This is a genomic window from Pedobacter polysacchareus (genome assembly GCF_019802255.1).
Taxonomy (GTDB): domain Bacteria; phylum Bacteroidota; class Bacteroidia; order Sphingobacteriales; family Sphingobacteriaceae; genus Pedobacter; species Pedobacter polysacchareus.
In genome coordinates this window covers 852017-865570 of sequence record NZ_JAHYSS010000001.1, presented here as the reverse complement: position 1 = coordinate 865570, position 13554 = coordinate 852017, and the positions used below count along the sequence as shown (strand labels likewise).

11 protein-coding genes and 1 tRNA gene are annotated in these 13554 nt (G+C 40.8%); 7 read left to right on the top strand and 5 right to left on the bottom strand.

What is annotated here, in order from left to right:
• Nucleotide 1: 1 nt before the first annotated feature.
• Genes K7X70_RS03585 through K7X70_RS03575 form a run of 3 tightly spaced genes read right to left on the bottom strand, consistent with a single transcriptional unit; the run spans nt 2 to nt 2757 of the window.
• Nucleotides 2–1060, bottom strand: a complete 1059-nt coding sequence (locus K7X70_RS03585) for an ABC transporter permease (protein ID WP_222535760.1) — start codon at nt 1058–1060, stop codon at nt 2–4.
• A 3-nt stretch (nt 1061–1063) separates the two neighbouring features.
• A complete protein-coding gene (locus K7X70_RS03580) occupies nt 1064–2215 on the bottom strand; it encodes a BT_3928 family protein (protein ID WP_222535759.1) in 1152 nt (383 codons plus the stop codon).
• Nucleotides 2215–2757 (bottom strand): DUF1599 domain-containing protein, encoded by a 543-nt coding sequence (locus K7X70_RS03575; RefSeq protein ID WP_222535758.1) that lies wholly within the window; start codon nt 2755–2757, stop codon nt 2215–2217. The genes K7X70_RS03580 and K7X70_RS03575 overlap by 1 nt, the downstream gene beginning before the upstream one ends.
• A gap of 56 nt (nt 2758–2813) precedes the next feature.
• Between K7X70_RS03575 and folP the strand changes: the two genes are divergently transcribed.
• A complete protein-coding gene (folP, locus tag K7X70_RS03570; protein WP_222535757.1) occupies nt 2814–3671 on the top strand; it encodes a dihydropteroate synthase in 858 nt (285 codons plus the stop codon).
• Nucleotides 3672–3718: 47 nt separating this feature from the next.
• Nucleotides 3719–4510, top strand: a complete 792-nt coding sequence (gene cdaA / locus K7X70_RS03565) for a diadenylate cyclase CdaA (protein ID WP_222535756.1) — start codon at nt 3719–3721, stop codon at nt 4508–4510.
• Nucleotides 4511–4679: 169 nt separating this feature from the next.
• Here cdaA and K7X70_RS03560 read toward each other — a convergent pair whose 3' ends face one another.
• Entirely contained in the window at nt 4680–5090 is a 411-nt protein-coding gene (locus K7X70_RS03560) for a BrxA/BrxB family bacilliredoxin (RefSeq protein WP_222535755.1), read from the bottom strand.
• A gap of 327 nt (nt 5091–5417) precedes the next feature.
• Between K7X70_RS03560 and K7X70_RS03555 the strand changes: the two genes are divergently transcribed.
• Both K7X70_RS03555 and ahcY read left to right on the top strand, forming a co-directional pair.
• Nucleotides 5418–5491: transfer RNA gene (locus tag K7X70_RS03555), tRNA-Asn, on the top strand.
• Between the two features lie 631 nt (nt 5492–6122).
• Complete coding sequence (ahcY, locus tag K7X70_RS03550) at nt 6123–7439, top strand: adenosylhomocysteinase (protein ID WP_222535754.1); 1317 nt, start codon at nt 6123–6125, stop codon at nt 7437–7439.
• A 118-nt stretch (nt 7440–7557) separates the two neighbouring features.
• Here the strand turns inward: ahcY and K7X70_RS03545 are convergent, their stop codons facing one another.
• A complete protein-coding gene (locus K7X70_RS03545) occupies nt 7558–9159 on the bottom strand; it encodes a mechanosensitive ion channel family protein (RefSeq protein ID WP_222535753.1) in 1602 nt (533 codons plus the stop codon).
• Between the two features lie 70 nt (nt 9160–9229).
• Between K7X70_RS03545 and K7X70_RS03540 the strand changes: the two genes are divergently transcribed.
• From K7X70_RS03540 to gcvP, 3 genes are all read left to right on the top strand, one after another.
• Nucleotides 9230–9949: a pyridoxine 5'-phosphate synthase gene (locus tag K7X70_RS03540; RefSeq protein WP_222535752.1), complete on the top strand. Its 720-nt coding sequence runs from the start codon at nt 9230–9232 to the stop codon at nt 9947–9949.
• Nucleotides 9950–9961: 12 nt separating this feature from the next.
• A complete protein-coding gene (locus tag K7X70_RS03535) occupies nt 9962–10534 on the top strand; it encodes a hypothetical protein (RefSeq protein ID WP_222535751.1) in 573 nt (190 codons plus the stop codon).
• A gap of 75 nt (nt 10535–10609) precedes the next feature.
• Nucleotides 10610–13489 (top strand): aminomethyl-transferring glycine dehydrogenase, encoded by a 2880-nt coding sequence (gene gcvP / locus K7X70_RS03530; protein ID WP_222535750.1) that lies wholly within the window; start codon nt 10610–10612, stop codon nt 13487–13489.
• Nucleotides 13490–13554 lie beyond the last annotated feature (65 nt).

Below are 13554 nucleotides of genomic sequence, written 5' to 3'. Positions count from 1 at the left end.
TTTATTCAGCAAGTTTAACTCTGGGATCAACAGCGGCATACAATAAGTCTACCAGAATATTGATCACCACAAATATAAAAGCAATAAAAAGAATTGAGCCCATTACTACCGGAAAATCTGACATTTCCAGGGCGGTAACGGTGGTTCTTCCCAAGCCATTGTATCCAAAAATATATTCTACAAAAAAAGAACCCGCCAATAATCCTGCAAACCAACCGGAAATTGCGGTGATGACAGGGTTTAAAGCATTTTTTAATGCGTGTTTGTAAATGATGACATGTCTGCTCAAACCCTTAGCCCTGGCAGTTCTGATGTAGTCCTGAGCCAGTACATCAAGCATCGCGCTTCTGGTGAGCTGCACGATAATGGCCAGTGGCCTCAAGCCGAGTGTCAGCATGGGCAGCAAAAGATTTTTCCAGGTCATGATTTCACCCTTAAAAGGATCATAGCTGTAAAGACTGCCCGACATATTTAAGCCCGTGTAATCGCTCCAGACAAAGCCAAACAGCCAGGCAATGATAATTCCTGCAAAAAAAGAAGGAGCAGAAATCCCCAAAATGGCAAATGAATTTGCCGCTTTATCAATCCAGGTATCCTTATGCACGGCAGAAATGACGCCTAGAAGTACCCCAATTACAGTGGCAAAAATCATCGCCGATAAAGCCAGCACAAAAGTATTTGGAACTGTTTCTTTTAAGATCATCGTCACCTCACGTTTGGTCTGGTAAGACCTGCGGAGATAAGGCCACTTTAAAACCAGTACTTCATTCCCCATGTCCAGCAATTTCACATCGTGATATTTGCTATGGTTTTCGGTATTATCTTCATGAAGACTGATAGGTGAAAGATCGTTGAGGTATAGAAAAAACTGAACTGGCCTGGATTTATCCAGGCCAAATTCTTTTCGGACAGCCTCCAGCGACTGTACATCGGAGCGTTGCCCCATCGTCATTCTCGCTGGGTCGGCCGGCAACACATTAAACAGTAAAAAGACCACAGTCAACACCCCCAGCATCACCGCCAGTCCATAGAAAGACTTCTTGAGGGCATAAGCAAACATCGGCTATTTACTAAAATATTTTTCAGAAAGCACCTCAAAGGAAGGTACTGCATTGTAATGCCATTTATCGATAATGACGCCGTTTTTAAGCAGCAACACCCCTGGATTCGCCCTTACCATACTTTTCAAAGGAACAGCGTCCGCATAAAAAACTTCTGTAAACAGTTTCATTTTCTTACTGAAAGCAAGTGCATCCTGTGCAGAATTGGAAGTCAGCAATACCGTTCTGATGTTAAATTGTTCCGCAGCATTCAATGCCAACGCGTTTAATTTTGCCATTGCTTCTCCATCTGTATCATTCAGATTATAGGCCACATATATCAGATTATAATAAGGATTTTCAATCAATTCTTTCGTGTAATCTGTACCAGAGGCATCGCTGATCAGCAAATCTTTAATTTTCGGTTCATATCCTTTTTTGAGCAGTTTCTTTTCAGGTGTACCTACAATTTCCCAGTTTTCGTCTTTCCAGATTTCCGTTTTCAGGTAATCTTTGTCGCTCATCACCTTCTTCTCTTTTGTTTTCTTATTGCTCAGGTTATACATGATCAGAAACTCATCGGGCTGAGCTCCTGGAGGGATAGCCATCAGCTCCGGAATACTGGCCCCTACTTTATAAGGCAGGAAGTCCAAAATCGGCAACCTGCTGTAAGTATACTGGCTAAACAACAGCGAAGCACACAATACGATGGCCAAAGAGGCACTTTGCCAGCTGCGGTTGGTCGTAATTGGACGGATTAAATCCTTATGAAGGAAAAGGTAAATGATCAACACCAGCAGGACCAAATCTTTAGAGAAAGACTGCCATGGCGTTAAAGGAATCGCGTCTCCAAAACAACCGCAAGAGGTCACTACTTTAAAAAATGCAGAAACGAAAGTCAGGAAGGTAAAGAAGATAATCACCGCCAATAAGCCAGCCGTCACCTTTTTAGCCCAAAAGCCAAAAAGCAGTAATGCCCCCAGCACGATTTCCATCACACAAAGTAAGATGGCAATTCCGGTAGCAATCCCACTTAAAAAAGGCAGGTGAAAGACCTCAAAATATTCCTGTAATTTATAACCGAAGCCCAGTGGGTCATTCGCTTTGATCAGTCCGGAAAATATAAACAGGACACCAACAAATATTCTGGCAAAATTTAGGGCGATTTTCTTCATTATTTCAGGCCAAGTTTAATTAATGCAAAAACCGAATAGTTGAGCATATCCTGGTAATTGGCATCGATCCCTTCTGAGGCTAATGTTTTACCGGCATTGTCTTCTATTTGTTTTACTCTTAAAATTTTCATTAGGATGAGGTCTGTTAAAGAACTCACGCGCATATCCCTCCAGGCTTCCCCGTAATCATGGTTCTTAGCGAACATCAGGTCTTTGGTGAGGGTTACTTTCCCGTCATAAAGCTGTTCTACATAAGCAGGATCCAACTCATAAGGATCACTTTCGGTCAATTCCAGCTGCAGCATTCCCATCAAGCAGTAATTGATGATGCCGATATATTCGGGAATAACGCCTTCATCTACCATGGAAACTTTTTTATCTTCCAGGGTACGGATGCGCTGTGCCTTGATGAAAATCTGATCGGTAATAGAGGATGGCCTAAGTATGCGCCATGCCGTTCCATAGTCCTTTGTTTTCTTTATAAAAAGCGATTTACAAACCGCAATTACTGAATCGAATTCTTCTGAGGTGTTTGTTGCCAAAACAATTAAAATATTTAGTTTAAAGCTATTTAAATACCGTATTTTTGTTTTATACGATGGCTAAAGATACATTTTTAAACCGAAAGACCACACTAAACCTGCAAGGCAGGCTTGTAGATATCAGCAAGCCAACAGTGATGGGAATCCTCAACTTGACCCCGGATTCATTTTACAATAACAGTAGAATTGACAATGCCGATGACGCTTTAAGACGAACGGAAACTTTTCTGAATGAGGGCGCTAAGTTCATCGACATTGGCGCTTATTCTTCCCGTCCCGGTGCTGCAGAAGTTAGTGAAGCAGAGGAATTAAGCCGAATGGTGCCTATTGTAGAAATCATCAATAAAAAATTCCCTGAAGCCTGGCTTTCTATTGACACGTTCCGCGCGAAAGTAGCGAAGGAAAGTGTAGAGGCTGGAGCACACCTGATCAATGACATTTCCGGAGGAGAACTGGATGAGGCCATGTTCCAAACCGCAGCTGATTTACAGGTTCCTTATATCCTGATGCACATGCGTGGTACCCCGCAAAATATGCAGCAGCAAACCGGTTATTCGAATATCGGTCTGGATCTGGTAGATTATTTTTCTCAGAAGATTGCGGCCTTAAGAAAGTTAGGTGTAAAAGACATCATCCTTGATCCTGGTTTTGGTTTTGCGAAAACTACCGATGAAAATTATCAATTGCTGAACCAACTGGAAGAACTGGATATTTTTGAATTGCCATTACTGGTTGGTTTTTCCAGGAAATCGATGATTTATAATTTTCTTGGAAATGATCCGCAGGAGGCTTTAAACGGAACCACTATTCTAAATACCATCGCCTTGATGAAAGGCGCGGGCATACTGAGGGTACACGATGTGAAAGCAGCGGCAGAATGTATTGCTTTGGTAGAGAAAACCAGATCGCATTAAAAAAGCACGCTCGCGATTAATATCAAAAAATACCTAACTTGGGCATAATGAAAGGATTTGATTTCGATTTTCTAAGAGTATCATTAACGGATGTGGTAGACATTATATTTGTCGCGCTCCTTATTTACTATATCTACAACCTGATAAAAAACACACTGGCGGTAAACTTGCTGCTAGGCATGCTGATCATTCTGATCATCTGGTTTGCGGTAGATCAGCTCAACATGAGGTTACTTTCTACCATTATCAACAAGTTCATGAGCGTGGGGATCATCGCCTTGATTGTGATCTTTCAGCCGGAGATCCGGCGTTTCCTGCTATTGATTGGAAAAAACACCTTCCTCCAGCAGAATAAAGCCTGGTGGGGTTATATTTTCGGCAGTAAAAATATTGAAAGGGACAATCTGGTGCGTATTAAACCGATCATTGATGCTTGCAAAAGCATGAAAAAATCGCGTACAGGGGCTTTAATTGTGTTTGTCAAATTTTATGACGATCAACTTTTCGCCAATAGCTGTGAGGTGATTGATTCCAGAATATCGAAAAGATTGCTGGAAAGTATTTTTCAAAAATACAGTCCGCTGCACGATGGTGCGGTAGTCATTGCAGAAAACAAAATCAAAAGTGCCAGTTGTATTTTACCTTTAACAGATAACGACAAGCTCCCTCCACAATTTGGTTTACGCCACAGAGCTGGGATCGGTGTTTCCGAAACCACGGATGCTGTTGCAGTAATCATTTCTGAGGAGACCGGAGAAATCGCTTATGCAAAACAAGGAAGAGTACGGATGAATGTTTCTTTTGGAGAACTGGAAAAACTATTGAATAAAGATTTCTAAAGCATTCCTGTCGAGCAAACATGATCTCTGTCGGGAAGACGGCATAAAGATTTGGAGATACTCCCCGAAAAAAACATAGGGTATTAATACACCCTAAACAAAACAGGGCTTGGTTTTATAAAAACCAAGCCCTGTTTTAATATATTTTATGCCTAATATTTGGCAATGATTAGCAGTGTTCCTCAAAAGCACCAATCAAGCTATCAGCGATCATTTGCGCTGGTCTGCCTTCAATCTGGTGACGTTCGATCATGTGAACCAATTTACCATCTTTGAATAAAGCCATTGATGGAGAAGATGGAGGGAAAGGCATCATATAACCTCTAGCTCTATCCACTGCTTCTTTTTCCATACCTGCAAATACAGTAATCAATTTATCAGGATGTTTTTCATTTGCTGCTGCCAATCTTGCTGCAGGACGGGCATTTGCTGCTGCACAACCACAAACAGAGTTTACCACTACAAATACGGTACCCTCAGTGCCGATTGCATTATCTACATCTGCTGCAGTTTTCATCTCTTCGAAACCTACTTTAGTAAGTTCTGCACGCATTGGTTCTACTAAATATTCAGGATACATATTTTCTTTCTTTAATTCGTTAATCCATACAAATGTACAGCAACATGCATTACTATCAAAGAAATACATCGGTTTAGCCCTTGATTTTACCTTCAAATTACTTTGATTTTATCCATTTAATGCTGCATAACCCCGTTTGAAGGCTTTTCAGGAAATAAAAAATGAATTTTAATTCCCACTAAACTAAGGGCTTAATTTAAAATCTAAAAAAAACTTGTGATAGTACTTTTATAATCGGCGAAAAACTCCTAATATTGCATTCCCAAAACGAACGAAGCTTAATGTTGTTTTAAGCACCAAAAAGCCGTTTATTTTGGCAACCAGTACTCCTTCTTAGCTCAGCTGGTTAGAGCATCTGACTGTTAATCAGAGGGTCGCTGGTTCGAGCCCAGCAGAGGGAGCAAAATAGCAAAAAGCCTTTCAGTGAAACTGAAAGGCTTTTTTGTTTTTCAAAAAACAATATTTTTCATTTCTTCTTTTTCAAATGCATAACCGCATAATCTTGCGGAAGGCTAGATCATTTCAAAATCATCCATTGTATTTGATGCACCTGAAATCGCCCATCAGGTGACAAACAAATTGCGAGCCTCAAATCTTCATATCAAAGACACCCTCATACATGTTGAACCTTATTTAAATAAAAAGTATAAAAAAAAGACGAGAAAGTGGTCGGGTAGTGTTCGGGAAGAGAAGGGCATTACCATAGGGTTCGGAAGGGGTTCCGATAGGGTTGCTATAGTCTCTGCTATCCAAACCCTATAGCAACCCCTTCCAGAGCCTATAAAAACACAGGTCTCTTCCCGACCAGTATCCATGCCTTATATTTTCTCATCCTAATATAAATCTTTTATCCTTCTTATGTCATAACCAGCTCTCCTATCTGACAGCTAATGAAACGGTTTTGAAATTGGCCAAACTATTGTGTAATTTTGTCGCATAATTAACCTGTTTTCAAAAAGGTTCCAGTAAAACTATGCTGAGCCTATTAAAAACGAGGTAATAGTTCGCATTTAATCATTTAAATATAGAAATATGTCATCAGTAGAGACAACTTATGTCCCTTATAAAGTTAAGGACATTTCACTGGCGGAATGGGGTCGTAAAGAAATTGGATTAGCCGAAGCAGAAATGCCAGGACTAATGTCATTACGCGAAGAATTCGGTCCTTCGAAACCATTAAAAGGTGCACGCATCGCAGGATGTTTACACATGACGATTCAAACTGCTGTTTTGATCGAAACATTGGTAGAACTTGGTGCAGAAGTAACCTGGTCATCATGTAATATCTTTTCTACGCAAGATCACGCTGCTGCTGCGATTGCTGCTGCAGGAATTCAGGTGTATGCATGGAAAGGTCTTAACGAACCAGATTTCGATTGGTGTATTGAGCAAACTTTACACTTCGGCCCGGAGCGTCAGCCATTAAACATGATCTTAGATGATGGTGGTGATTTAACCAACATGGTTTTTGATAGGTTCCCTGAGCTGATTGCAAACATCAAAGGTCTTTCTGAAGAAACGACTACTGGTGTTCACCGTTTATATGAGCGCATGAAAAATGGCACTTTACATTTACCTGCGATCAATGTAAACGATTCAGTAACTAAATCTAAATTCGACAATAAATACGGATGTCGTGAGTCATTGGTTGATGCGATTCGTCGTGCAACTGATGTAATGATGGCTGGTAAAGTGGCTGTTGTTGCTGGTTATGGTGATGTGGGTAAAGGTTCTGCAGAATCATTAAGCTCACAAGGTGTACGTGTAATCGTTTCTGAAATTGATCCGATCTGTGCGTTACAAGCGGCAATGGAAGGTTATGAAGTGAAGAAATTCGCTACTGCTGTTAAAGAAGCTGATATTATCGTAACTACAACTGGTAACTGTGATATCGTTCGTGCAGAACATTTCAAATTAATGAAAGACAAAGCAATCGTTTGTAACATTGGTCACTTTGACAATGAGATTGACGTAGCTTGGTTAAATTCCAACTATGGTGATACTAAAGTGGAAATCAAACCACAGGTTGATAAATATACCATCGACGGTAAAGATATCATCCTATTGGCTGAAGGACGTTTGGTAAACTTAGGCTGTGCTACTGGTCACCCAAGTTTCGTTATGTCTAACTCTTTCACTAACCAGACTTTAGCGCAATTAGAATTATGGACAAACACCGCTAATTATGAGAATAAAGTTTATGTGCTTCCTAAATACTTAGATGAGAAAGTAGCACGTTTACACTTAGCTAAAATCGGTGTAGAATTAGACGTTCTAGATCAGCACCAGGCAGATTATATTGGTGTTCCTGTAGAAGGTCCATTCAAACCTGAGGCTTATAGATACTAAGCAAATTAAGTTTTTAGCGGATGTAAATCCGCTAAAACTGAAAATATAAGCCTAGGCTTAAAAAGTAAAAGGGATGTTGTGTGAAACAACATCCTTTTTTTATAGCAAGCGCTAAGGATTAAATTTTTGAATCTGGCAATAAACCACCTGTATCCGCTACTGCTTTATTAGGCAGCGTACTTGCATTTCCATCCCTCATTGCCTGGTAATGCGGCGACATGATCTCTACTCCCGCTGCATCAAAAGCCTCATGGATGTTTTTATGGAGCTCCGAATAAATCACCGCCATGATATCCGGCCTGGATACATACGCATTCAGCTGATAAGAAACATACCAATCGTCCAGACTGGTTTGTAGTACAAACGGCTGTTTTTCTTTGATCACTCCTTCGGTAGCCAATGCAGCACCAATCAGCAATTCATGGATTTTAGCCCATGGAATATCATAACCTAAGGTGAGTGTCGTATGTATAATCAAACCTTCACCTACGCATAAACTCGTATAGTTGACCGTATTTCCATTCAGAATGGCACTATTCGGGATCGTAATGATTTCATTTTTTATAGTTTTCAAACGGGTGACCAATAAGGATTTTTCCAATACAGCACCCGTAATGTCTCCTATCTTTACCACATCCCCTACTTTGAAAGGACGCATATAAGTAATCACCATCCCCGCTACGCCATTACTGATCGCAGAAGAAGATCCAAAAGAAATCAACAGTCCTAAAAACACCGATACTCCTTTAAAAATCTCCGAATTGGACCCAGGGATAAATGGCCAGATCACCACCAGCATAAAGGCGTTTAACACCAGTTTGATGATATTATAAGTTGGTTTTGCCCAGTCCGGATAAAAACCATTGATCTTTAACTTTTCCGATTCAATCTCCCCTGCTAAAAATCTGATCAGCTTTTTCACATAATGAAAAACGAAGAAAATTACCAGGATCGTGATCAGGTTAGGAATGAAATTGATCAATGCTGAAAAGATATTTTTCAGCGGATTGAGTACAAAATTCATCAAATGATCACCCAAAGGCTTGGTCCATGGAAAAAGACGGAACACCAGCGGCAAGGTCAGGTATACCAACAAAAACATCAGTATAAATTTGACCAGATGCAGGATTTTATTGATCAATAACAGTTCACTTTTCCGATTGATCAGCTCATAGTCTTTGATTTTAAGCTTGCTCAGTTTTTGGTGGAGTCTTTTGCTGATCCAACCGCGGAAACGATTGAAATACTTGTTCAGGTAAAACAGACAGGCACCAAGTACAGATAGGATCAGTATCCCCAATCCAGCACGCTTTAACAGCTCTACCACATCGGTTTCTTTCTTATACTCCATCACATTATCCACGATAATCTGCTGATAAGTTTTCGCCAGCACCTCTACACCCATCCGAACGGAATCAGCATCCAGCTTAGATAAACTCATCAGAATATCGCCTTTATAGGCAATATCCATCACCAGGGAATCCTTAACCACCTTCACAGAATCAGGTACAAAAAGCAGGTCGTCTGCCAATTTTTCGACTTTCTCAGAAGTTCTTTCCGCACGCTCCTTTGCCGATAAGGAGCCTAACCTATTCTGGATGTAAAACAGCGTATCCTGATGTGCAATCACGGGAAAACCTTTCGGGTCTGCCTTTGCATCCTGGCCATGCACCAGGCTTTGTAAACTCAACAGGCATAGAAATGTAAAAAGAAACTTCATGAAGAATGGCTTAATAAATTAGGAGCATTGCTTAGAACAAAATAAGGAAATAATCTGCTATTTTTACCTCATGGCAAATTTATCTGTTAACATCAATAAGATTGCGACTTTAAGAAATAGTCGCGGGGGAAATAATCCGGATTTAGTAAAGGTAGCGCTGGATTGTGAGCGCTTTGGAGCAGAGGGCATTACGGTTCACCCGCGTCCGGACGAAAGACATATCCGTTACCAGGATGTGTTCGACTTAAAAGCAGTCATTGCTACAGAATTTAACATTGAAGGAAATTGTAAAGAGCAGAAATTTGTAGACCTGGTCCTGGCCAATAAACCTGCTCAGGTTACACTGGTACCCGATACAGAAGGGCAAATCACTTCAAACCATGGATGGGATACCATCAAACACCAGGATTACCTGAAAGAAATGGTGCAGCTATTTCAAACCGCTGGCATCCGCGTTTCTATTTTCGTAGATCCGGTAGAAGAAATGGTGAAAGCAGCCGCAGCAAGTGGTACAGATCGCATTGAATTGTATACTGAAGACTATGCTCGTCATTACCATCAAAACCGCGAACAAGCCATTAAACCTTATATCGCCGCTGCGAAAACTGCCAATGAATTGGGCTTAGGCATCAATGCTGGTCACGACCTCGACTTACAAAACCTGAAATATTTCGCAGCAAATATCCCGGGGTTACTGGAAGTCAGCATCGGCCATGCCTTAATCAGCGACGCCCTTTACCTTGGCCTGGAAAATACCATTCAAATGTACCTCCGTCAACTACAAAATTAACCTATCCCTCTTATGAAAAACCTGAATTTACTGACCCTTTCCGCATTGTTTATTTTGTTTATCGCAGGCTGTAAAGGTGCTGCTGAGAATTTAGACGAAAGCACCGCAACAGATGTCATTGAAAACTATCTTAAAGCCAACCCGGTTTATGAAGAGGTAAAAATGGAGCTGGGTGAAATCAGGTTTAAGAGTAAAAATGATAAGTTAGCATTAGAAAAATATAAGACCCTGCAGGAAAAAGGCTGGGTAAGCCTTGACCTGCAGGATCAGAAAAAGAAATTCTTGTCGAAAGACAGCGTGTTTACTTATAAAATTGTCTTAACAGACAAGAGTAAACCTTACATTTTAAAACAGAATGTTTCTCAGGCTACGCTTCGTGCATTAGACTATGTGATGGATGCAGAGAAACCAATTACCATGATCAAAGGAGATTCGAAAGTTGCACGTGTGACGGTATCCTTAAAAAAAGAGCCTAATGATTTTGCTATCTGGCTGAAAAACAAGGGGACAGCCAGTAACTATATCACTAAATCTTATAAATTAAAGTATAAAAAAGATAGCGGTTGGATACTCGTTGGAGAATAGCGATATATGATCAATTCCGCTTAGAGCTAAGTGTATTTTTTATTACCTTTGCGGAACTTTTTATATATAGATTTCATGAGCTTAAATATTCATTACAAAGAAGACTTTAAAGATCGTCACATTGCTCCTAACACAGAGGATACCAATGCCATGTTAGACACCCTTGGTTTGGGTTCTGTTGACGAATTAATAGAACAAACGGTTCCTCAATCGATCCGGTTAAAACAGCCATTAAACCTGCCAAAGGCGAAATCTGAAAAGGATTACCTAAGCAGCTTAAAGAAAACTGCTTCCTTAAACAAAGTATTTAAATCTTATATCGGTCAGGGATATTATGACACCACTACCCCAGGAGTAATCTTGCGTAACGTGATGGAAAATCCAGGATGGTATACTCAATATACGCCTTACCAGGCAGAGATCGCACAAGGTCGCTTACAGGCCCTGTTAAATTTCCAGACTTTAGTAATCGACCTTACAGGTATGGAAATCGCAAATGCTTCTCTATTGGATGAAGGTACTGCTGCTGCTGAAGCGATGTTCATGCAATTCAGCTTGCGCAAAAACTCAAATGCGAAGAAATTCTTCGTTTCAGAATTGATCTTCCCACAAACAATTGACATTTTAAAAACCCGTGCCAATCCTTTTGGAATTGAATTAGTGATCGGTGATCACCAAACGGTTGAACTGAATGAAGAATTCTTCGGTGCAATCATTCAATACCCAGCTGGTAATGGTGAGGTTTTCGACTATACCGGTTTCGCGAATACTGCTCATGGTGTAAATGTAAAAGTGACCGTAATTGCAGATCTTTTAAGCTTAACCTTATTGACGCCTCCAGGTGAATGGGGTGCTGATGTAGTGGTAGGTACTACACAGCGCTTTGGTGTGCCAATGGGCTTCGGTGGTCCTCATGCTGCTTATTTCGCTACTAAAGATGAATACAAACGCTCTATTCCAGGTCGTATCATCGGGGTAACGATCGACAGCAATAATAACTACGCCTTACGTATGGCTTTGCAAACCAGGGAACAGCACATCCGTAGAGATAAAGCGACTTCCAACATCTGTACTGCACAAGCGTTATTAGCGATTATGGCTAGTTTCTACGCAGTTTATCACGGTCCGAAAGGATTGAAACTGATCGCAGAACGTACGCATGGATTGACGGTAACTTTAGCTGAATCATTAGAGAAAGCAGGTTATACACAATTGAATAAATCTTACTTTGACACCATTCAGTTAGACTTAGGCAACCTTGTTGATTCTATCCATAGAGAATGTGTAGACAATGAGATCAACTTAAACTACAATGGCAGCGTAGTGACCATCTCTTTAGATGAGACTACAGACCTGGAAGATGTGAAGTTATTGGTGAAAATCTTTGCGAAAGTAAAAGGTATCGCTGCGGATAGCTTTGAAATGTCTGAAGAAAATCCTGCAACAGTGATTCCAGCTGCTTTGCAACGTACTTCTGCTTACTTAACACACCCACTATTCAACTCGCACCATTCAGAGCATGAAATGCTGCGTTATATTAAATCATTAGAAGCAAAAGACCTTTCTCTTTGTCACTCGATGATCGCTTTAGGTTCATGTACGATGAAACTAAATGCAACTACTGAAATGATTCCGGTAACCTGGCCAGAATTCGGTAGAATCCACCCATTTGCTCCGGCAGATCAGGTTGCGGGTTACTATACTGTTTTCAATGAGCTAGACAAATGGTTGAGTGAAATCACTGGATTTGCAGCCATGAGCTTACAGCCAAACTCTGGTGCTCAGGGCGAATATGCAGGTCTAATGGTGATCAGAGCTTACCACCAGGATCGCGGTGACCATCACCGTAATGTGGCTTTAATTCCTTCTTCTGCGCATGGAACCAATCCAGCTTCTGCAGCAATGGCTGGAATGAAAATCATCATCGTTAAATCTTTGGAGAACGGTAATATTGACGTTGCCGATTTAAAAATCAAAGCAGAAGAGCACAAAGAAAACCTTTCTTGCTTAATGGTGACTTACCCATCTACACATGGTGTATTTGAGGAAAGCATCATCGACATCTGTAACATCATCCATGAAAATGGCGGACAAGTTTACATGGATGGCGCAAACATGAATGCTCAGGTAGGATTAACCAGCCCAGGTAACATTGGTGCTGACGTTTGTCACCTTAACTTACATAAAACTTTCTGTATCCCTCACGGTGGTGGTGGTCCTGGCATGGGCCCAATCGGTGTAGCTAAACACCTGGTTCCCTACCTTCCAGCTCATGCAGTGGTGGATATCAATAAAGAAAAATCTATTCCTGCAGTATCTTCTGCACCTTGGGGCTCAGCTTCGATCTTAGTGATCTCTCATGCCTACATCGCAATGATGGGCGGAGAAGGATTAATGAATGCAACGAAAAATGCCATTCTTAACGCAAACTACATGAAAGCGCGTTTAGAGCAGCATTACCCAGTATTGTACTCTGGTGCAAATGGTCGTTGTGCACACGAAATGATCCTGGATTGCAGAGGCTTCAAAAACTACGGCATTGAAGTAGTTGACATTGCAAAACGTTTAATGGATTATGGTTTCCATGCCCCAACAGTATCTTTCCCAGTAGCAGGAACGCTAATGGTAGAGCCTACTGAAAGTGAGCCGAAACATGAGTTAGACAGATTCTGCGATGCTTTAATTGCGATCAGAAAAGAAGTAACTGCAGTAGAAAATGGTGAATTGGACAAAACTGATAACCCATTGAAAAATGCACCTCATACCGCTAATATTGTAACAGCTGATGAATGGAATCATGGTTATAGCAGACAAACAGCTGCTTTCCCACTTCCTTATGTTGCAGCTTTCAAATTCTGGCCTTCAGTAGGTAGAGTGAATGATTCCTTTGGCGACAGGTCATTGGTTTGTGCTTGCCCACCGATTGAAAGTTACATGGAAGAGCAATCTGTTTAAAAAATTTACTTGCCTCGTTAAACCTTTTAATATATTTAGGTCTTAAATGTATTAAAAGGTCTAAA